The organism is Haloactinospora alba, from assembly GCF_006717075.1.
Taxonomy (GTDB): Bacteria; Actinomycetota; Actinomycetes; order Streptosporangiales; family Streptosporangiaceae; genus Haloactinospora; species Haloactinospora alba.
The window spans coordinates 3268917-3289542 of record NZ_VFQC01000001.1 but is presented as its reverse complement, the minus strand read 5'-3'; the positions used below and the strand labels follow the sequence as shown (position 1 = coordinate 3289542).

The 20626-nt window shown below is 71.6% G+C and carries 20 protein-coding genes; 15 read left to right on the top strand and 5 right to left on the bottom strand.

Annotation, left to right across the window (positions count from 1 at the left end; genetic code table 11):
- Nucleotides 1-15: 15 nt before the first annotated feature.
- The 4 genes from rpsK to truA all read left to right on the top strand — a co-directional run bounded on the left by rpsK (nt 16) and on the right by truA (nt 3058).
- Entirely contained in the window at nt 16-426 is a 411-nt protein-coding gene (gene rpsK, locus FHX37_RS14735; protein WP_141924442.1) for a 30S ribosomal protein S11, read from the top strand.
- Between the two features lie 141 nt (nt 427-567).
- A complete protein-coding gene (locus tag FHX37_RS14730) occupies nt 568-1590 on the top strand; it encodes a DNA-directed RNA polymerase subunit alpha (RefSeq protein ID WP_141924441.1) in 1023 nt (340 codons plus the stop codon).
- A gap of 69 nt (nt 1591-1659) precedes the next feature.
- Nucleotides 1660-2133 carry a 50S ribosomal protein L17 gene (gene rplQ, locus FHX37_RS14725; protein WP_141924440.1) on the top strand — a complete coding sequence of 158 codons (474 nt, stop codon included), beginning with the start codon at nt 1660-1662 and terminating at the stop codon, nt 2131-2133.
- A gap of 82 nt (nt 2134-2215) precedes the next feature.
- Nucleotides 2216-3058: a tRNA pseudouridine(38-40) synthase TruA gene (gene truA / locus FHX37_RS14720; RefSeq protein ID WP_141924439.1), complete on the top strand. Its 843-nt coding sequence runs from the start codon at nt 2216-2218 to the stop codon at nt 3056-3058.
- 73 nt (nt 3059-3131) lie between these two features.
- On the opposite strand, the gene FHX37_RS14715 is transcribed toward truA, so the two are convergent.
- Complete coding sequence (locus FHX37_RS14715) at nt 3132-3896, bottom strand: hypothetical protein (protein WP_141924438.1); 765 nt, start codon at nt 3894-3896, stop codon at nt 3132-3134.
- Nucleotides 3897-4004: 108 nt separating this feature from the next.
- On the opposite strand from FHX37_RS14715, the gene FHX37_RS14710 reads away from it, so the two are divergent.
- The 4 genes from FHX37_RS14710 (at nt 4005) to glmM (ending at nt 7816) form a co-directional block, all read left to right on the top strand.
- Nucleotides 4005-4817 carry a hypothetical protein gene (locus FHX37_RS14710; protein ID WP_141924437.1) on the top strand — a complete coding sequence of 271 codons (813 nt, stop codon included), beginning with the start codon at nt 4005-4007 and terminating at the stop codon, nt 4815-4817.
- A gap of 448 nt (nt 4818-5265) precedes the next feature.
- Entirely contained in the window at nt 5266-5715 is a 450-nt protein-coding gene (gene rplM, locus FHX37_RS14705) for a 50S ribosomal protein L13 (RefSeq protein WP_141924436.1), read from the top strand.
- A gap of 36 nt (nt 5716-5751) precedes the next feature.
- A complete protein-coding gene (rpsI, locus tag FHX37_RS14700) occupies nt 5752-6267 on the top strand; it encodes a 30S ribosomal protein S9 (RefSeq protein ID WP_141924435.1) in 516 nt (171 codons plus the stop codon).
- Between the two features lie 208 nt (nt 6268-6475).
- Nucleotides 6476-7816, top strand: a complete 1341-nt coding sequence (gene glmM, locus FHX37_RS14695) for a phosphoglucosamine mutase (RefSeq protein WP_141924434.1) — start codon at nt 6476-6478, stop codon at nt 7814-7816.
- Nucleotides 7817-7933: 117 nt separating this feature from the next.
- Here glmM and glmS read toward each other — a convergent pair whose 3' ends face one another.
- Nucleotides 7934-9787 carry a glutamine--fructose-6-phosphate transaminase (isomerizing) gene (glmS, locus tag FHX37_RS14690; RefSeq protein ID WP_141924433.1) on the bottom strand — a complete coding sequence of 618 codons (1854 nt, stop codon included), beginning with the start codon at nt 9785-9787 and terminating at the stop codon, nt 7934-7936.
- Nucleotides 9788-10150: 363 nt separating this feature from the next.
- Between glmS and coaA the strand changes: the two genes are divergently transcribed.
- A complete protein-coding gene (gene coaA / locus FHX37_RS14685) occupies nt 10151-11056 on the top strand; it encodes a type I pantothenate kinase (protein WP_211351929.1) in 906 nt (301 codons plus the stop codon).
- A 146-nt stretch (nt 11057-11202) separates the two neighbouring features.
- On the opposite strand, the gene FHX37_RS14680 is transcribed toward coaA, so the two are convergent.
- Nucleotides 11203-11751 carry a DUF4913 domain-containing protein gene (locus tag FHX37_RS14680; protein WP_141924431.1) on the bottom strand — a complete coding sequence of 183 codons (549 nt, stop codon included), beginning with the start codon at nt 11749-11751 and terminating at the stop codon, nt 11203-11205.
- Between the two features lie 515 nt (nt 11752-12266).
- Here FHX37_RS14680 and FHX37_RS14675 point away from each other — a divergent pair.
- From FHX37_RS14675 to FHX37_RS14665, 3 genes are all read left to right on the top strand, one after another.
- Nucleotides 12267-12875, top strand: a complete 609-nt coding sequence (locus FHX37_RS14675; RefSeq protein WP_246062405.1) for a Uma2 family endonuclease — start codon at nt 12267-12269, stop codon at nt 12873-12875.
- A gap of 110 nt (nt 12876-12985) precedes the next feature.
- Entirely contained in the window at nt 12986-14479 is a 1494-nt protein-coding gene (locus FHX37_RS14670) for an NAD(P)H-hydrate dehydratase (RefSeq protein ID WP_141924429.1), read from the top strand.
- 278 nt (nt 14480-14757) lie between these two features.
- Complete coding sequence (locus tag FHX37_RS14665) at nt 14758-15735, top strand: zeta toxin family protein (protein WP_170181592.1); 978 nt, start codon at nt 14758-14760, stop codon at nt 15733-15735.
- 63 nt (nt 15736-15798) lie between these two features.
- Here FHX37_RS14665 and FHX37_RS14660 read toward each other — a convergent pair whose 3' ends face one another.
- Both FHX37_RS14660 and FHX37_RS14655 read right to left on the bottom strand, forming a co-directional pair.
- A complete protein-coding gene (locus FHX37_RS14660) occupies nt 15799-16290 on the bottom strand; it encodes an NUDIX hydrolase (protein WP_141924427.1) in 492 nt (163 codons plus the stop codon).
- 37 nt (nt 16291-16327) lie between these two features.
- Nucleotides 16328-16975 carry a TetR/AcrR family transcriptional regulator gene (locus FHX37_RS14655; RefSeq protein ID WP_246062298.1) on the bottom strand — a complete coding sequence of 216 codons (648 nt, stop codon included), beginning with the start codon at nt 16973-16975 and terminating at the stop codon, nt 16328-16330.
- A 125-nt stretch (nt 16976-17100) separates the two neighbouring features.
- On the opposite strand from FHX37_RS14655, the gene FHX37_RS14650 reads away from it, so the two are divergent.
- From FHX37_RS14650 to FHX37_RS14640, 3 genes are all read left to right on the top strand, one after another.
- Entirely contained in the window at nt 17101-18096 is a 996-nt protein-coding gene (locus FHX37_RS14650) for an SRPBCC family protein (RefSeq protein WP_141924425.1), read from the top strand.
- Complete coding sequence (locus tag FHX37_RS14645) at nt 18093-19373, top strand: methyltransferase family protein (RefSeq protein WP_246062297.1); 1281 nt, start codon at nt 18093-18095, stop codon at nt 19371-19373. The genes FHX37_RS14650 and FHX37_RS14645 overlap by 4 nt, the downstream gene beginning before the upstream one ends.
- Before the next feature lie 106 nt (nt 19374-19479).
- A complete protein-coding gene (locus FHX37_RS14640) occupies nt 19480-20493 on the top strand; it encodes an endonuclease/exonuclease/phosphatase family protein (protein ID WP_141924424.1) in 1014 nt (337 codons plus the stop codon).
- The last annotated feature ends 133 nt before the right edge of the window (nt 20494-20626 follow it).

The following is a 20626-nucleotide window of genomic DNA, read 5'->3' as shown; positions in this document are numbered from 1 at the left end:
TGGGAGTTTTCAACCATGCCGCCTAAGGGCCGCCAGCAGCAGGCCACCCAGCGTAAGGTGCGCCGCAAGGAAAAGAAGAATATAGCCCATGGACATGCTCACATCAAGAGCACGTTCAACAACACGGTTGTGAGCATCACCGACCCCGGAGGTTCGGTGATCTCTTGGGCCAGCTCGGGGCAGGTGGGCTTCAAGGGCTCGCGCAAGTCCACCCCGTTCGCCGCGCAGATGGCGGCCGAGGCCGCCGCGCGCCGCGCGCAGGAGCACGGGATGCGCAAGGTGGACGTCTTCGTGAAGGGGCCCGGCTCCGGCCGCGAGACCGCGATCCGGTCGCTGCAGGCCACCGGGCTCGAGGTGGGTTCCATCCAGGACGTCACACCGGTCCCGCACAACGGCTGCCGTCCGCCGAAGCGGCGGAGGGTCTGAGGACCTCGGCGCCGCGTTGCCCTCGCGGATCCGCGTGATCCGCGAGATCCCGGGAAGAACGGGTTAGTAACAGGCTCCGCCGCGCGGAGCCGACCAGTGGCCGTCAAATAGCGGGCGGCCGTGGGAAAGGAATCACGGACCATGTTGATCGCTCAGCGTCCAGCGCTCTCCGAGGAGTCACTCTCGGAGTTCCGCTCCAAGTTCGTACTCGAACCGTTGGAGCCGGGCTTCGGCTACACCATCGGTAACTCGCTCAGGCGGACCCTGCTGTCCTCCATTCCGGGTGCGGCTGTCACCAGCATCCGGATCGAGGGGGTCGAGCACGAGTTCACCACCGTTCCCGGGGTCAAGGAGGATGTCACCGAGATCATCCTGAACCTCAAGGGTCTGGTGGTCAGCTCGGAGCACGACGAGCCGGTGCTGATGTACCTGCGCAAGCAGGGGCCCGGCGTTGTCACCGCCGCGGACATCGCCCCGCCCGCCGGCGTCGAGGTGCACAATCCCGACCTGCACCTCGCCACGCTGAACAGCAAGGGCAAGTTGGAGATGGAGCTGACGGTCGAACGCGGCCGTGGTTACGTTTCCGCGACGCAGAACAAGCAGCCGGGTCAGGAGATCGGTCGCATCCCGATCGACTCGATCTACTCGCCGGTGCTGCGTGTCAGTTACAAGGTCGAAGCGACCCGTGTGGAACAGCGCACCGACTTCGACCGGCTGTCGGTGGACGTCGAGACCAAGCCGTGCATCCGGCCGCGGGACGCGATCGCCAGCGCCGGAAAGACGCTGGTCGAGCTGTTCGGGCTGGCGCGCGAGCTCAACGTCGATGCCGAGGGGATCGACATGGGCCCGTCGCCGACGGATGCCGCGCTGGCCGCTGACCTCGCGCTGCCGATCGAGGACCTCAACCTCACGGTTCGCTCGTACAACTGCCTCAAGCGTGAGGGCATCCACAGCGTCGGCGAGCTGGTGGCCCGTTCCGAGCAGGACCTGCTGGACATCCGGAACTTCGGCGCGAAGTCGATCGAGGAAGTCAAGCAGAAACTGATCGACATGGGGCTTTCCCTGAAGGACTCCCCGCCTGGATTCGACCCGAGCACCGCGGCGGACTCCTACGAGTCGGACGACGAGGACGACGAGTCGTTCGTCGAGACCGAACAGTACTAAGAGACGCCGCCCATGGTCCCTGGTCGGGTACAGCCCTACCGGGGACCGCACCACGAGGAGAACGACACCATGCCCACGCCAACCAAGGGGCCGCGGCTGGGCGCCGGCCCGACCCACGAGAAACACCTGTTGGCCAACCTGGCGACCGCGCTGTTCGAGCACGGCCGGATCAAGACGACCGAGGCCAAGGCCAAGCGTCTGCGTCCGTACGCGGAGAAGCTCATCACCCTCGGCAAGCGGGGCGACCTGCACGCGCGCCGTCAGGTTCTGACGAAGATCACCGACAAGTCGGTGGTGCACGAGCTGTTCACCGTGATCGGCCCGCGCTACGAGAACCGGGAGGGCGGCTACACCCGCATCACCCGGGTCGGGCCGCGCAAGGGTGACGGTGCTCCGATGGCCGTGATCGAGCTGGTGGAGGCTCTGCCGGCGGGCGCCGGCCGCGCCCGCGGTGCTTCCGCAGCCGAACAGGCGGCGGCCGAGGAGAGCACCGACAGTGCCGAGAGCGCCGAGAGCGCCGAGGAGACGGCCGAGGAGCGGTAAGACTCCCGCTCACGTTCCGTCCTGCCGTGCCCGGTCCCCTTCCGCGGGGCCGGGCACGTTGTACGTCGCCGGGGGAGCGAACATGGACGAGTCCGCGCGTGTCCGGGTGAGACTGGACATCGACTACGACGGTGCCGACTTCTCCGGTTGGGCGCGGCAGCCCGACCGGAGAACCGTCCAGGGCGAGCTGCAGGCGGCGCTGGCGCGGGTGCTGCGGCTGGGAGAGGAGGACGTCCAGCTGACGGTGGCCGGCCGTACCGACGCCGGGGTGCACGCCCGGGATCAGGTCGCCCACGTCGACCTGCCGCGGGCGGTGTGGGAGGCCGAGGGGCAGCGGCTGGTGCACCGCCTGACCGGTGTCCTCCCGCAGGATGTGCGCGTCGGCGCCGCCACCGCGGCTCCGGAGGGGTTCGACGCCCGCTTCTCGGCGTTGTTGCGCACCTACGTCTACCGGGTCAGTGACGCCCCGGGCGGGGTGGATCCGCTGCGCCGCAAGGATGTCCTGTGGCACAAGCGCTCCCTGGACCTGGAACTGATGAACGAGGCCGCTGCCGAACTGACCGGTGAGCACGACTTCGCCGCCTACTGCCGCAAGCGGGAGGGCGCGACCACGATCCGGGAGCTGCTGCGTCTGCGGTGGTCCATGGAGGCCGAACACGTGTACGCGGCCACGGTGCAGGCCGACGCGTTCTGCCACAACATGGTCCGCGCGCTGGTGGGAGCCCTGTTGGCGGTGGGGGACGGCCGACGGGACCCGGGCTGGCCGCGCCGGGTGCTGGACGCCGGGGTGCGCGACTCCGCGGTGCACGTGGTTCCGCCGCACGGGCTCACCCTGGAGGAGGTGCGCTACCCGCCGGACAGTGAGCTCGCCGAGCGGGCGACCGCCACCCGCAGGATCCGCAGTCTCTCCTCGGGCGGGTGCTGACGCTCACGCGGAAGGGGCCGGTGGCGGAGACCAGCGGGAGTGGGCCCGTCGCCACCGGCCCCTCGGGCCCGGCTCACTCCTGGGCGCGTTCGCTCAGCGAGTCGAAGGGGACCTCCACGAAGTCGTCGCTGAGAGTGGTGAGTTTCTCGGCGTCCCTCGGGGCGGCGCGTCCGTCGTTGTTGGCGGCGAGGGCGAATATGAGGTACCGCCCCCACTGGGCTCCGGACCCCTGGCCGGACGCGTAGCGCATGCGTTCCGTGCCGCTGCCCTGTTCCCCGTTGAGCCCGGCGAACCAGGAGGAGCCGAGGTCCTGGGCCTCCTGCGCCGCTTGGGCGTTGTCGGCCGTGGACATGGCGGCGACGCCGACGGTGACCGCCCGGTTCGTTTCCTCGCTGGTGTAGGAGGCGCGTACGATCTGGCGGCACTCGTTCTCCTCGAGCTGCTCGCCGTAACCTCCCTGGGCGGCGGTGGCGCAGTCGTCGGTGTCGTCGTCGATGACGAGCGAGTACTCCTCCCCGCCGGCGTCGACGGTCTCCGGGAAGAGGTTCCCGGACCGCAGCGGCTCGGAGTCGTTCGACTCGTCAGCGACGCCTTCGCCGGTGAGCTCGGCCTCGGAGGCGCCCGAGCCGCTGGTGGCGAGGAGTAACGCACCGCCGCCGCTGAGCAGCAGCAGGACCACGAACCCCGCGCTCAGCAGCATGGTGGTCCGGGGGGTCATCCGACGGGACGGCTTCTCCTCGCCCATGGCGGAGACGTCGATCTCGGCGGTGGTGCCGCTCTGCGGGACGTCTCCTCCGGGCGCCGGGGAGCCTGCCGCCGGGGACTCGTCCCGGAACATGGGGCGCCCCCCGAGACCCTCCGCCTGCGGGGCCGAGCCGCTGGAAGGGGGACCGGAGGCGGCTCCGTCGGGAGGGGCGCTCTCGACGGGTTCGGCCTGGACCGCGTCGTGGGGTTGGTTCTCCGGCTGTACGACACGTCCCTGCAGCGGCTGTTGCGGGGGCGGGGGCTGCCCGGGGGGAGGCGGTCCGGTGGGTGGTTGCTGTGGTCCGGACGCGGGCGGCCCCTGGGGTGGCTGTCCCTGCGGGAGTTGGCCTTGCGGGGGCTGGCCCGCTGGTGGTGGTCCCTGCGGGGGCTGGCCTTGTGGCGGTTGTCCGTGGGGGTGTTGCGGTCCGGACGCGGGCGGCCGTTGGGGCGGCTGTCCCTGGGGTGGTTGGCCTTGCGGGGGCTGGCCCGCTGGTGGTGGTCCCTGCGGGGGCTGGCCTTGTGGCGGCTGTCCCTGGGGGGACTGTGGCCCGGACGCGGGCGGGCCCTGCGGCGGCTGTCCCTGGGGCGGCTGTCCCTGCGGGGGATGCGGGGGCGGCGGAGCCTGCGGTGGCTGGCCAGACGTGGAGCCGTTCGGTGGCTGTCCTGGAGCTCCGGGAGGAGGACCCGGTTGGGGGTGGTGGGACGCGGGATCGGCCTGGGGCGCGTTCCACTGCTCGTGTTGCGGGTCCTCGTCCGCCGAGTACCGGTCCGGGGGGATGTTCTGCGGTTGTTGGGACCCTCCCTGGGGGGTGGGAGGACCGTCGTTGGAATCGTTCGGATGCGGTGCGATGGCAGGGCTCCCAAGACTGTCTGTGGGCTGCTGAACTGGGTCGAGTGCGCGAACGGCACTGTCGGGGGAGACCGCGGCTTCCTGCGGGAGTACGGTGTACGGTGGCCGATCGCGAGAGCTCCAGGCCAGAGCGTCGCTGTGCTCACCGACGGCAGTCGAGTATAAGCGCCGTCGCGGATGAGAGTAATCTCCCCAAACCACACGAATCCAGACCGGAAACGTGGCGGCTGGAATCCCGCTACTCCCGGGAACACGGACGATCGCCCGCCGGTTCTCGGGCGGGAGAGGAGCGGCGGGCGGCCAAAGCACTCTCCCGGGGCAGGCATAATTGGATGTGGAGCACGCACCAACTATGGTGCCAGTGTAGACCTAGGTGCGCTCGCGGGGCATTTTGACCTGTGGTACTAACGAACAGTAGAATGCTCCGTCGTTGTGCGTTGAGTTGCCGTGGGCTGCCATAACCTCGTGTTGGGGCGCCGATCACGCATCATCGTCCGCGCACTCCCACCGGAAGACCCCGAGAGTTACCTGGGGCATCCCGGACCAGTAATACGAGTTCTGCATCTCCGCTCGCGGGGATGGATACCGCCGACCGAGACGAAGGCTTACGATCGTGCGCACATACAGCCCTAAGCCCAGCGATGTCCAGCGTCAGTGGCACGTCATCGACGCCCGCGATGTCGTGCTTGGGCGGCTGGCCAGCCACGTCGCCACGCTGCTTCGCGGCAAACACAAGCCGTACTACGCACCGCATATGGACACCGGTGACTTCGTGATCGTCGTGAATGCCGAAAAGGTGAAGTTGACCGGCAACAAGCTGGTGCAGAAGCGCGCCTACCGGCATTCCGGCTACCCCGGCGGTCTCCGTTCCATCGCCTACGGTGACTTGCTCGCCAAGCAGCCTGAGCGCGCCATTGAGAAGGCTGTCAAAGGAATGCTGCCGAAGGGTCCTCTCGGCCGCCGCATGGGCAAGAAGCTCAAGGTGTACGCCGGACCTGAGCATCCGCACCAGGCGCAGAAGCCGGTGCCGTTCGAACTCACCAAGATCGATCAGCCCGCGTAGGCGTTCGCGAGACTTAGAGGAAGTACGAGGAGAACCGTGGTCGAGCCCACCGGCATCGAAGACGCCGTCCCCCAGGACGTCGAAGACACCCCCGACGAGTTCCCGGCGGAGTACACCAGCGAGTCGCCCGAGGCGCCCGTCGCGGAGTACGTTCCCACCGCTTCCGGACCGAGTGGCGGTACCGGGCGGCGCAAGAAGGCGGTCGCCCGTGTCCGGATCACGCCCGGCTCCGGCGAGTGGACGGTCAACGGCAAGTCCCTGGAGGACTACTTCCCGGACAAGGTCCACCAGCAGATCATCAAGGAGCCGTTGGTCGCCCTCGGGTTCGACGGGGCCTACGACATCTTCGCGCGTCTGAACGGCGGCGGCCCGAGTGGGCAGGCCGGTGCGCTGCGGCACGGGCTCGCCCGCGCGCTTGCCGGGTTGGACTCGGAGAACAACCGTCCGGTGCTGAAGAAGGCCGGTTACCTCACCCGGGACGACCGCAAGGTGGAGCGTAAGAAGGCCGGCCTGAAGAAGGCCCGCAAGGCTCCGCAGTACTCCAAGCGTTAAGCGGTCCGGAGCTGTGCCTCCGGACGCGTCGGGAACCGGCCACGACGGCCGGTTCCCGGAAAACGCCCGGAGCGTTCCGTGCCGCCGCCCGTGTGGGTGTGTACTGTTGGCCCGCCGGTCCCTCGCTGGGATCCGCGGGCCTTACGTGTATCTCGTGTCACCGCCCCGAGCGGTGACCGTCTCGTGTTTGGGAAGGGACGAGTGATCCGTGGCTCGGCTGTTCGGTACTGACGGGGTGCGCGGCGTCGCCGGCGAGGACCTCACCGCGGCCTTCGCGCTGGACCTTGCGACCGCCGCCGCACGGGTGCTGGGCACCCCGGACGGTACGCGGGAGCGCCCCCTCGCGGTGATCGGCCGCGACCCCCGGGTGTCCGGGGAGTTCCTGGAGTCCGCTGTCGCCGCCGGCCTGGCCGGTTCCGGCGTGGACGTGGTCCGTCTCGGAGTGGTGCCCACACCGGCCGTGGCGTTCCTCACCTCGGATCTCGCGGCCGACTTCGGTGTGATGATCTCGGCGAGCCACAATCCGGCGCCGGACAACGGCATCAAGTTCTTCGGCCGCGGCGGGGACAAGCTCTCCGAGGAGGCGGAGGACGAGATCGAGGCCAACCTCGGCGCCTCCGCACCAACCGTCTCGGGCGGCCAGGTGGGAAGGGTCACCGACTCGGACGAGGCCGTGGAACGCTACGTCGGTCACCTCGTGGCGACCCTGCCGCACTCCCTGGACGGGCTGCGGGTCGTGGTGGACTGCGCGCACGGCGCCGCCACCGGGATCGCCCCCGCCGCGCTGGAGCGCGCGGGTGCCGAGGTGGTGGCCGTCCACGACCGGCCGGACGGGCTGAACATCAACGAGGAGTGCGGTTCCACACACCTGGACGCCCTGCGTCGGGCCGTGCTGGAGCACGGGGCGGACGCCGGTATCGCCCACGACGGGGACGCGGACAGGTGCCTCGCTGTCGCCGCCGACGGTTCGACGGTGGACGGCGACCAGATCCTGGGCATCCTCGCCCACGAGCTGTACAAGGCGGGACGCCTCGCCCGTAACACGCTCGTCCTCACCGTGATGTCGAACCTCGGCCTGCGGCTGGCGATGCGGGAGAGCGGGATCACCACCGTGGACACCCCGGTCGGCGACCGCCACGTCCTGGAGGCGATGCGCGCGGGCGAGTACGTGCTGGGCGGGGAGCAGTCGGGCCACATCATCATGTCGGACCACGCCACCACGGGCGACGGTCTGCTCACCGGGCTGCAGCTGCTCAGCGCGGTGGCGGCGAACGGTGTGGCGCTGAGTGAGCTGGCGACCGTCATGACCCGGCTGCCGCAGGCACTGGTGAACGTGCGCGGTGTGGACAAGGACCGCCTGGAGACCTCCGCAGCGGTGACGGAAGCGGTGACGCTGGCGGAGACGGAGTTGGGTGACTCGGGGCGTGTGCTGATCCGGCCGAGTGGTACCGAACCGATGGTGCGCGTCATGGTCGAGGCGGCGGCCGAGTCCCACGCATACCAGGTGGCCGAACGCCTCGCCGGAGTGGTCCGCTCCGACCTGGGGTAGGGCCCCGGCTGGCACCGCCTGCCCGCGCGTCGTCCGGCGGCGGAGCCGCGCTGTGGTTCCTCCGCCGCGGCGGAGGAACCCGCTCCCGCGGGAGGGTTCACTCCCTCCCGCTCTGGCCTACTCCACGGTCACGCTCTTGGCGAGGTTGCGCGGCTTGTCGACGTTGTTGCCCTTGGCGAGGGCGAGCTCGCAGGCGAACACCTGCAGCGGGACGGTGGCCACCACCGGTTGCAGCAGGGTCGGGACGGAGGGAACCTCGACGATCTCGTCCGCGAACGGGCGGATCACCTCGTCGCCCTCCTCCGCGACCACGATGGTGCGTGCCCCGCGCGCCCGGATCTCCTGGATGTTGCTGACGATCTTGTCGTGCAGCACCCCGCGACCCTCGCGGGAGGGGGCCACGACCACCACCGGCAGTCCGTCCTCGATGAGCGCGATCGGCCCGTGTTTCAGCTCCCCCGCGGTGAACGCCTCGGCGTGGATGTAGGCGAGTTCCTTGAGCTTCAGGGCGCCTTCCAGCGCGACCGGGTAACCCACGTGCCGACCGAGGAACAGCACCGTGCTCGCCTCGGCCAGAGACCGGGCCAGGTCCCGCACACGGTCCACGGTGCCGATGACCCGCTCCACGTACTCGGGCATGCTCGCCAGCTGTTCCACGACCGCCCGGATCTCGTCGCCGTACTTGAGGTCGCGCGCCTGGGCCAGGTAGAGGCCCACCAGGTAGCACGCGGCGAGCTGGGTGAGGAAGGTCTTCGTGGCGGCCACACCCACCTCGGGCCCGGCGTGGGTGTAGAGCACCCCGTCGGACTCGCGCGGGATCGTCGACCCGTTGACGTTGCAGATGGCCAGGACGCGGGCGCGCTGTTCCCGGGCGTGGCGCACCGCCATCAGTGTGTCCATGCTCTCTCCCGACTGGGAGATCGCGATCACCATCGTCTGCCGGTTCAGGATCGGGTCGCGGTAGCGGAACTCACTGGCGACCTCCACCTCGCAGGGGATGCGGCACCAGTGCTCGATCGCGTACTTGGCGATCATGCCGGCGTGGTACGAGGTGCCGGAGGCGATGACCACGATCTTCTCGAGCTCGCGCAGCTCGGCGGGGGAGATCCGCATCTCGTCGAGGGTGAGCGTGCCGTCGGTCGTGACCCGGCCCAGGAGCGTGTCCGAGAGCGCCTGGGGCTGCTCCACGATCTCCTTGAGCATGAAGTAGTCGTAGCCGCCCTTCTCGGCGGCCGAGGCGTCCCAGTCCACGTAGTACTCCCGCACGTCGGCGGGGTTGCCGTCGTAGTCGGTGATGGTGACCGAGTCCCGGCGCAGTTCCACCACCTGGTCCTGGCCCAGCTCGACGGCGTTGCGCGTGTGGGCGATGAACGCGGCGACGTCGCTGGCGAGGAAGTTCTCGCCCTCTCCCCGACCGACGACGAGGGGGGAGTTGCGGCGCGCGCCGACGATCAGCTCGGGGTTGGCGGTGTCCATGACGACGAGGGTGAACGCGCCCTTGAGCCGCTGGCACACGGTGCGCATCGCGCCGGCGAGGTCGTCGTCGCCGCGGTTCTTCATCTCCTCACTGAGGAGGTGGGCGGTGACCTCGGTGTCGGTCTGCGAGGCGAACACGCACCCGCGCTCCTCGAGCTCCATGCGCAGCGTGGCGAAGTTCTCGATGATGCCGTTGTGGATGACCGCCACCCGGCGGTCCCCGTCCGTGTGCGGATGGGCGTTGGTGTCGGTGGGCGGGCCGTGTGTGGCCCAGCGGGTGTGGCCGATACCGATGCCGTCGCTGGATCGGGGCGTCTCCTCCAGCGCCGTCATGAGGTTGGCGAGCTTGCCGGAGCGTTTCTCCGTGTCCAGTTTGCCGTCCGCGAGAACGGCGACGCCCGCGGAGTCGTAACCCCGGTATTCCAGCCGTGACAGGCCGTCAACGACGACCTCGAGCGCCGGTTGCGGCCCGACGTAGCCAACGATTCCGCACATGGGTGTCAGCGTAACCAACGCTCCCGGGGAAACGAACCATCCAGCGCGCCATACCACTGGATATTTTCCCTGGTATCGGTATAGACCACTAGAAAGGGCGGGGATAGACCACGCACGTCAGCGAGGTGCGACCCTCCCGCGCCGGGCGCGTGGCACGGTGCCGTTCCGGGGCGGGAAAACCGGAAAATTTACCCCAACGTGGCTGGCCGTACCCGCCGGAGGGCCCGTGAGGGCCCCTCCCACCAGCGTCGGGTCACGGGACAGGACCGGTAGTGCCCTCCCGGTGGGCGGCAGGAGGACCACCCTGGTCTACAGTGGGCAAACGTGTCTCACGCGACGAAGAACGGCATCACGTCGCCGTATGTGGAACTCGACCGGACGGCGTGGGCCGCACTGCGCAGCTCCACTCCGCTCGCGCTGACCGAGTCGGAGCTCGAAGTCCTGCGCGGTACCACCGACCCCACCTCGATGGAGGAAGTCGAGGACATCTACCTGCCGCTGTCGCGGCTGCTCAACCTGTACGTGAAGGCGACCCGGCAGCGGCACGCCGCGGTACGCGACTTCCTGGGGGAGGGGGACCAGCCCGTTCCCTTCATCATCGGCGTGGCCGGCAGCGTGGCGGTCGGGAAGTCCACCACGGCCCGGCTGCTGCGCACCCTGCTCGCCCAGTGGCCGGACCATCCCCACGTGGAACTGGTCAGCACCGACAACTTCCTCTACCCCAACGCGGTCCTGCAGGAACGCGGCCTCATGAACCGCAAGGGGTTCCCGGAGAGCTTCGACCGCCGCAGCCTGGTGCGGTTCGTGTCCGCGATGAAGGCGGGCGCCTCCCGGATGGACATCCCGGTCTACTCGCACCTGGCCTACGACATCCTCGACGACAGCGTGCAGACGGTCCACCGGCCGGACATCCTGATCGTCGAGGGGATCAACGTCCTCCAACCGCCTCAGGCGGGGCGGCTCGCCGTCGCGGACTTCTTCGACTTCTCCATCTACGTGGACGCCAAGGTGGAACACATCCGCTCCTGGTACCTGGAACGGTTCCTGGAGCTGCGCCGCACCGCCTTCTCGGACCCGCGCTCCTACTTCCACTCGATGGCCACCACCCTGGACGAGAGCCGGGCACTCGAGTTCGCCCGCAACACCTGGCGCAGCATCAACGAGGTGAACCTGGTGGAGAACATCCGGCCGACGCGGGGCCGGGCCACCCTCGTGCTGTACAAGGGCGAGGACCACGGGGTGCGCCGCGTCCGGCTGCGAAAGACGTAGGTCCGGTCCGGGGTGCTCGCCCTACCGCGCGGCGCCCCGGCGCCGTTCGTGACGAACGGCCTCCACCGGACGGGACCCGATGCGGTGTCCCATCACGCTGGTCACGGCCGGATGGCGGCCGGTGGCCGCCGCCCGCGTGCGGCCGGTCACGCCGTCTGGGATTGCTGGCTCGCCGCCTGGGACCTGGCCCGTTCCACATGCCCCTCCCCGGTGGTGCACGCCGCGAACGGGCCCGTCTGCGACCGCAGCCGCGCCAGCACCGGGTCGAGGTGGTCCCGGTGCCAGACGGCCGGTCCCGTCGTGCCGGAGGCCGCGGTGTCCGACAGCTCCTGGTACGCCAGCCGCAGGGCGTGCAACCGGCCGACGGCTTCGTGGTGCTCCCACCACACCGGGCACCAGGCCGGGTCGTCCCCCACATAGACCGGGACGAGGAACGTGTTCACCCAGGTGACCAGCGCGGCGAGCTCGTTCTTGTAGGCCTCGCGCGACATGTTGAAGATGAAGGGCGTCGCCTGTTCGCCCTCCTCCTCGCCCTCCGGCTCCTGCGCCGGCTGCGGTTCGCTGGCCGCGAGGTCGGTGAGCTGGGTCTGGAGCCGGATGACGTCCGCACCGAGCTTGTGCATGGCGTTCTGCAGGTGCGCGACACGTTTGGACAGGTCGTCCTCGCCCGCGAGGCGGTCGTCAGTGGAGGTCATGCCTGAGAGATCCCGTGCTACTGGCCGTGCCTGGATTCTGGTTGTTCGACGGAAGCGGGCGCTTCCCACGCCGACACGCCGGAGCGCGGTGCCGGACCCTCTCGACCGTACGCGACATGTCCGCCGGCAGCCGACCCCGCCGGTCGCGCCTGGCCCCTCGGGGCGGGGACGGTTAGCGTGACCGCGACGGCACCCCGACCTCAGGGAAGGCTCGTTCCGGTGGAGTACGTCCTGTTGCACGGAACCGTCCAGACCCGCCGCGGCTGGGATCCGCTCGTCCGGGAGCTGGAGGGCCGCGGCCACTGCCCACACGTTTCCGTATCCGGGCCGGGGCGGGGAGCATCCCGGGGCGTTCCGAGTCCGCCCCACGGTTGGCGGGCCATGTGGTGGGATATCCGGCCGCCCCACCGGTGCGAGAGGGAAGTAGTGGGAAAGAGTCCGGAAAACCCCGCGATGGGAGGGCCGTGATGTCTACGCTGGACGGCGGTAGCGATCCGAGGACCGGAGGCGACGGTATGGGAGCAGTACCCGCTACGGAGCGGCCGGAGGGCCAGCAGCGCGACGTGACCTGGCCGGTTCCGCCCCCCGGGGGATTCACGGCTGAGGACCTTGACCGACTCCCGGATCTACCTCCGCACACCGAGCTCATCGACGGGAGCCTGGTCTTCGTGAGCCCGCAGAAGAACTTCCACAGCCTCGTGCTCTCCCTGCTCGAAACGGGGGTGCGTGCGTGTTCCCCGTCCTACGCGCGGGTGCGGCGGGAGATGAGCGTGCGGTTGGGGGCCCGGCAGCGTCCCGAACCGGATGTTCTGGTTGTTCGGGATGACGCTGTCGTGAGCATGGAGCAGACGTATTACTCGCCCGACGCGGTGCTCCTCGCCGTCGAGGTGGTCTCGCCGGACTCCGAGGAACGCGACCGCTACCGCAAGCCGGAGCTGTACGCTGCGGCCGGCATCCCGCACTTCTGGCGGGTGGAGGAGGACGACGGCGCGCCGGTGGTCTACGTGTACGAGCGCGACCCCGCAACCCGTTCGTACGCGCTGACCGGGATCCACCGCCACAGCCTGAAGCTCGAGGCCCCGTTCGAGGTTGAGGTCGACCTCACCGGGATCGACCGGATGTGACGCGCGTTCTCCAACGGCGCGCCTGCGAGCCGCCTGGCCGATTCCCCGTGGCGGGTGGTGCGAGACTCGGTACGGACGGAACGGATCGGGATGGTCTCAGGAGGCTCAGCATGCGCTACGCCCACACGGTGGAGACCGTGCGCGCCGCCGAGGACGCGCTCATGGCGCGCCTGCCCGACGGGGAGCTGATGCGGCGCGCCGCGGCCGGACTGGCGGTGGTGTGCGCGCGGATGTTGCCCCGGGTGTACGGGGCGCGGGTGGTGCTGCTCGTCGGTAGCGGCGACAACGGCGGGGACGCGCTGTACGCCGGGGCGGAACTGGCCCGGCGCGGCGCCGCCGTGCGGGCCGTCCTGGCCGGTTCGCGCGTCCACGAGGCCGGGCTGCGGGCGCTGCGGGCCGCGGGCGGCCGCCCGGTCGAACTCCCCGGTGGTTCCGCCGTGGACACGGACTCCGAGGCCGCGGCCGAGCTGGACAGCGCCGACCTCGTCGTGGACGGGCTCGTCGGTATCGGCGGCTCCGGCGGGTTGCGGGAGCCGCACGCCACCGTCGCCGCGTGGGCCAGCGGTTCCGGTGCGCCCGTGGTGGCGGTGGACCTGCCCAGCGGTGTCGACGCCGACACGGGGGCCGTGCGCGGGCCGGCGGTGCGTGCCGACGTCACGGTCACGTTCGGGACGTACAAACCCGGCCTGTTCGTCGACCCGGGTGCTGGCCGGGCCGGCGTGGTGGAACTGGTCGACATCGGGCTGGAGCCGGAGCTTCCCACCGCCTGCCTGGAATGCCCGCGGGCCGCCGACGTCGCCGCTTCGCTGCCGCGACCGGGCGCGGAGTCCGACAAGTACCGGCGCGGGGTGCTGGCCCTGGCCGTGGGGTCCGACCGCTACCGGGGAGCGGCCGTGCTGGCGGCGGGTGGCGCGTTCCGCGGCGGCGCGGGGATGGTGCGCTACGCCGGCCGGGAGAGCGTCGCCGGTGCCGTCCTGGACCGCTGGCCGGAGACGGTCGTCTCGGTGCTCGACCCGCAGCGGCCCCTCGCCGGGCTGCCCGACCGGGTCGACGCGTGGGTGGTGGGCCCCGGACGCGGGGTGGACGCCGACGCGGAACGCGAACTGGAAACCCTGCTGGCCTCGGATGCTCCGGTCCTGGTGGACGCCGACGCGCTCACCCTGCTGGGGCGCAGGCCGCGCCTGGTGCGGGAACGGGAGGCTCCCACCCTCCTCACCCCGCACGCCGGCGAGCTGGCCAGGTTGCTTCCCGAGACGCGGCGCGAGAGCGTCGAGGCGCGCCGGCTGGAGCACGCGACGCGGGCGGCGGAGGAGTACGGCTGCGCCGTGCTCCTGAAGGGCTCCACCACCGTTGTCGCCGAACCGGGGCGCCCGGCGGTGGCCAACCCGACCGGTACGCCGCTGCTGGCTACCGCGGGAACCGGCGACGTCCTGTCCGGGTTCGCCGGGGCGCTGCTCTCCTCGGGGCTCGCGCCGCGTACGGCCGCCATGTCGGGTGCTTTCCTGCACGGTCTGGCGGCCCGGATCGCCCGGGACGGCGCGCCGGTGTCGGCGACGGACCTGGTCGAGGCGTTGCCGCGGGCGTTCCGGGACGTCGCCGTCTAGGGCCTGTCCGGTGGGCGCTTGTCCTGCTGCGCGGCGCATCCGTCGAACAGGCCCTGGCCACTCCATCCCCCCTACACCACTGGAGCCACATTGGACCACAGCCACCCCCTGGACGAGCTGGGGCCGGGAGCATGGTTCCCCGCGCCCGGCGCTGAGCTGCGCGACCAGCGCGAGACCACCTACAACACGCTCAACGCCGTGCTGGCGGAGTACTCCCGGCTGCTGCACGACCAGCCGGACGCGGGATGGGAGGAGGGGGAGCGTACTACCAGCGGGCCATGCGCCAGCACCCCCTGTTGGAGCCGTCCCGGCTGCGCGAACTCACCGCCGAGGCGCGGGACCACCTGCGCGAACTCACCGCCGAGGCGCGGGACCACCTGCGGGAGCTCCCCGCCGGGATCGCAAGGCGCTCCCTGCCGCGGGAACTGGACCCCGCGGCGCTGGCCCGGATACGCGCGCAGCGGATCGCCGACGTGACACCCGGGGCCGACCCCTCCGGAGAATCGCGCCCCCGGATCGTCATCGTCGGGGGCCAGCAGGGCTCGGGCAAGACGAGCGTGCAGAAGCAGGTCTTCGCGGCGATGCCGCGGGGGAGCGTGTTCTACGACGGCGACGACACCGCCACCCTCCACCCCGACTACGCCGCGGTGATGCGCGCCGACGACGTCACCGGGCACGGCATCATCGCGGAGACGCTCCCCGTCCACACCGCCTGTATGGAACACGTCCGCGCCCACGGGTTCTCGCTGGCGGCCAGCCACCCGCTGGGCCGTGTGGAGTGGGCCAGGGCCTGGGTGGACGGGTTCCGCGCGGCGGGGTGCCACGTCACCGCGGCGCTGCTGGCGGTGCCCTCGGCGGCGAGCCTGCTCGGCGCGGCCGACCGGTACCAGCGCAGCCGGGACCAGCAGGGGTTCGGGCGCTGGGTGCGTACGGAGCAGCACGACGAGTCGTACGCCGGCCTGTCCGACGTGGCCCACGACCTGGAGACGGGGGGACACGTGGACGCGTTGTACGTGCTGTCGCGTTCCGGGGCGGTCACCCACGCCAACCAGCTGGGAGGCGACGGCCGGATGCGCGGCGCGGCGGGTGTGGCCCGCGCGCTCGCGGCGGAGCGCGAACGTGCCCGCACCGCCGCGGAGGTCCGGGACTTCTCCGCGCGGCTGGCGGGGTTGCGGGACACCGCCGCGCACGCCGCCAGTGTTCCGGAATGGGTGCTGGAGGCGGCTGCCGACGCCGAGGAGCGCGCCGCGCGGTAGGAGCGGTGGGACACGCGTGCGCCGGCCGGCCGGGCGGGTGCCCGCCGCCCCGCGGTGGGCACCTCAGCAGCCGAGTTCCTTCGCGCGCCCCAACCCCAGGGCGACGATGTCGGCGACGAAGTAGTCGCCGGGGTCGCGGTGGTCGCGCAGCAGGTGGGTCTCGTTCTCGTCCACCCACATGAACTCGGTGTGTTTCTCCCGTTCCAGCTCCGGGGCACTCAGGTCCCCGTCCACGCGCACCAGGTAGTCGATCTCGTAGCGGTCGACGCCGTCCCCCGGTGTCCACACCAGGCGGTACAGGTCGGCCAGTACGGCGGTGAGCCGCCACCCGGTCTCCTCGGTGATCTCGCGGCCGAGGGCGTCGAGCATGCTCTCGCCCGGTTCGACGTGGCCGCCGACGATGTCCCAGCAGTGCGGGAACAGCGCGCGGTTCGGCGAGCGCCGCTGGGCGAAGGCCCGCCCGGTGCCGTCGGTGATGACGCCGCCCACGACCCACCGGTTGCCGTCGTTGGTGTCCGGGAACGAGATGCCGTCGGCGACCTCTACTTCGGCCATAGCCCCTCCTGGTTGTCCTGCGGCGCCGGGGGCGAGCCTACCGCCCCTCGGGGGAAGGACCGCTCCCGGGAAAACGCATGGTGAGGAGCTTCGCGCGGGGGGCGACGCGGTGCGCCAGGTCGAGGACCGCGTCGGTGCGGCTGCTGTCCTCGTCCAGCACCGAGAACAGGTTCACCCCCAGGTAGTAGGTGACCGCCGCGAAGGCGACCTCGCGCGCGGGTAGGAGCCGGCCCAGCGGGGAGCCGCCGACGACCCGTTCCCAGTGGTGCTCGATGAACGCGATCCAGGGTTCGGAGCGGCTGCTGATCTCGGCCCGCAGCGCGGGTTTGGTGACCGCCGCCGCCACGAGTTCGCAGAACTGGGCGAGGTACCCGTGCTCCAGGTCGGTGCGGTAGATCGTCGTGGCGGCCTCGACGAGCTCCTCCAGGGTGGTGGCCTGCGCCGCAGTGGCCTGGTGCAGTTCCATACGCCTCGCGGAGGAACGGTCCAGAGCCGCGAGTAGCAGCTGGTCCACACCGCCGAAGTGGTAGAAGACCAGGGCCGGGTTGGCCCCCGCGGACGTGGCGATGGCGCGTGCCGAGGCGCCGGCGTACCCCTCCTCGCGAAGGACCGTGCCCGCCGCGTCGATCAACCGGTCCCGGGTCCCCTCGCTGGGGCGCTGGGTGCGTGCGGTGTCCCTGGCCACGTGTCTCTCCCGTCGTCGCCGCGTGGGCGGCCCTTTCCATCGTCCCGTTCTCATCATAGGGTTTGATCATTCGTTTTAATCAACTGATTAAAACGATCGGTCAAAAGCGAACGGAGAGCGAGACCATGGACCACCCCCCGAACCCCGAGGACCCCGCCGACACCCCCGAACCCCCGGACGCCCCGCCGAGCGGCGCCCGGAGCCCTGCGGGAGGGCGCCTCCTCCTGGCGGCAGTCCTGCTCGCCCTGTTCGCGGCGATGCTCGGCTACAAGATCCTGGAGGCGGGAGGCCTGGAGCAGACCGCGCTGTTCTACGTGGGCCTTCCCGCCCTCATCGCGCTGACCGTGGCGGCGACGGCGGCCCCCCGGAGTCCGGTCGGCGTCGCCATGGCGGTGACCACGATCGGGCTGGCACTCGCCGGACCGCTGCTGAACGAGGGAGTGGTGTGCCTGCTGATGGCCGCGCCGCTGTTCTACGGAACCGCGGCGGTACTGGGGGCCGGACTCGCCCGGGCGCGCCGCGGCACCCGGCACCCCGGCCGTAACCACGCCCTGGTGCTGGTCCCGGTGCTGCTGCTGTGCGTGGAGGGGGTGGCCGGTGTCAGCTACCTCCCGCGCGGCGGGGAGGGAACGGCACAGCGTGTCGTCGGCGCCGGCCCGGAGCGGGTCGCCGCGGCGCTCGCCGAACCACCCGACTACGCCTCCCCGCGCTCCGCGTTCCTGCGGGTGGTGCCGTTCCCGCGCCCGGACGAGGCCCGCGGCTCCGGACTGGAGGTGGGAGACCGCCGCACGGTCGAGTTCGCCGGACACGAACGCACCACCATGACGCTCGAGGTCACCGAGAGCGACGTCCGCGCCGACAGCGGCCGGGTCGTCTTCACCGTCGTCGGGGACACGACACTGGCCCGCTGGCTGGAGCTGCGCTCCGCCGAAGCGAGCTGGGAGCCCGCGCCGGGCGGCACGAAGCTCGACTGGACACTGCGCTACCGCCGGACCTTCGACCCCTCCTGGTACTGGGGGCCGCTGCAGGGCTACGGCATGGACCGCGCCGCCGGCTACCTCCTCGACACCGTCGCCGCCGAGGCCTACGGCCAGCCGCCAGCCGGCCGCACCGCACCGTGATCCCCGCTCTGGTCGCCCACGGGGCGATGCTGCAGGACGCCGCCGTCATCCGCGCCGTCGCCGTTTTCGCGCCGCTGCTGGCACTGCTGGCGGTGGCGGCGCGGCGCCCGCCCACCCCCGTGGACACCGCCGGCGCCGTCGTCGCGACCGCCTGGAGCGGTCTGGGCGTGTTCCTGCTCAACCAGGCGGCGCCGGCGCTGGAGTGGTGGTCCCTGCACGCCGACGGCGCCGTGGTGCGCGGCACCCCCGTCGACCTGTGGCTGGGGTGGGCCCTCCTGTGGGGCGCGCTCCCGGCGCTGCTGCTGCGCGACCTCCCCACGGTGCCGGTACTGGCCGGACTCACCTGGCTGGACGTGGCCACGATGCCGCTGGCCGGTCCGGTGGTCCGCCTCGGGGAGGGGTGGCTGGTCGGAGAGCTCGCGGGGGTGGTGACCTGCCTGGGGCCGGCGGCGGCGCTGTCGGCCCTGACCCGTTCGGGCCGTAACCCCGCCCTCCGGAGCGGAACCCAGGCCCTGCTCGCGGGGGCGTTGACCCTGGCGCTGCCGCTGTACCTGCTCGGGGCCGAGCCCACCGGCCCCTCGTGGCGGGTCGCCGCCGGCGCGCAGCTCGTGGCGGGGACCGTCCTGCCCGGGCTGGCGGCCGCCCGCGAGTTCGCCGCCGCGGGCCGGGGCACCCCACTGCCCTACGACCCGCCGAGGCGCCTGGTCACCAGCGGACCGTACGGCTACCTGCGCAACCCCATGCAGGTGTCGGTCGCCGCCGCCTACGCCGCCTACGCGTTGCTGGCCGCCGACGTCCGCGTACTGGCCGGCGTCGCCACGGCCGCCGGTTACGGCGCGCTCGCCACGTGGCACGAGAACGGGCGGCTGCACCGCCGCTTCGGGGAGGACTGGCGCCGTTACCGCGCCGGGGTGCGGCCGTGGCTGCCGCGGATCCGGCCGTACCCGGGCCGCGACCCGGCGACGCTGTACGTGGCCGGAAGCTGCGGCATGTGCTCCGAGCTGGGCCGGTGGCTGGCGTCGCGCCGACCGGTGGCGCTGCGGCTGCGCCCTGCCGAGGAGCACCACCGGCCGCTGGAGAGGCTGACCTACGAGGGAGGGCACGGACTCCGTGTCTGTGGTGTGGCCGCACTGGCGCGGGCACTGGAACACCTCCACCTGGGCTGGGCCCTGTTCGGGTGGGCGATAGCGCTGCCGGGGCTCCGCCACTTCCTGCAACTGGCCGCGGACGCCGCGGGCGCGGGACCGCGGCGGCTCCCCCGCCCCGACCGCGGCTGACCCCACGGCCCGGCCTCCCGCGGAGGGGCGCACCCCGGTTCCGGGATTGCGGTGACGCGTGTGACCGCCATACTGCTCCGGGAGTGAGGAACCGGCAGGAGCCACGATGCAGAACAACAGTGAGACCGCCCCCGCAGCGGAGCCCCGCCCCGACCGCCCCGCCCCGCGGCGGCGCCGGTGGCCGCGCTTCCTGCTCGCCCTCCTGATCGCGCCGTGGGCCGTCTGGGCGGTCGTGCGGCTGTTCGGCCTGGAGACCGGGTTCCCCCTGGTTCCCACCGTCGCGTTCACCCCCTACGCCGCTGTCACGGCGGTCATCCCGCTCGCGGCGGCGCTGCTGGCGCGCTGGTGGTGGGGTGCCACCGTGGCGGTCGCCGTCCTCGCCTTCCTGGGGTACTGCGTCGTTCCCCGCGCCCTCCCGGCCCCGGATCCCCGCCCCGAACCCGACGGGCCGACCCTGCGGGTACTCACGGTGAACACCGGGTTCGGCGACGCCGACCCGGAGCGGGTCATGGAGCTGGTGCGGGAACACGACGTGGACGTGCTCAGCCTCCAGGAACTGACACCGGACGCCGCGGAGGCGCTCTCCCGGCAGGGGGTGGCCGAGGCGTTGCCGCACAGCGTTGCCGAACCCGCACCCGGGGCGGGCGGCGGCGCGCTGTTCGCCCGCCACCCGCTCGAACGCGTCGCGGCTCCGGCGGAGACGCAGTTCGCGATGCCGTACGCGGAACTGGACGTGCCGAAGGCACCCCCGGTGGAGGTGGTGTCGGCCCACGCGATGCCGCCAATGCTCCCCGGAACCATCGGCCAGTGGGAGGAGTCCCTGGACGCCCTGCCCGAGGCGGAGGCGGACGGGCCGTTGCGGGTGGTGGCGGGTGACCTCAACGCCACACTGGACCACGCGCGGCTGCGTTCCCTCCTCGCGACGGGCTACACCGACGCCGCTGCCGCCACCGGAGACGGGTGGCGCAGCACCTGGCCCGACGATCTCCCGCTCCCTCCGCTGACCATCGACCATGTCCTGGTGGACGACCGCGCCGCCGTGACGCAGGTGGGGGTGCACCGGGTGGAGGGGACCGACCACGCCGCGGTGCTGGCCTCGCTCACCCTCCCGGCGGAGTGAGGCCGCGACCGGCCGCCGACCGCGGCGGCCTCGTGGTCACCCGCCACCCCGCGCGCGGTACGGTAGTCGCCCCCCGGCGATACGCGCGTCGCCGCGTGCCGCACGCCGGAGAACGCCGGAAACCCGTCGCGAC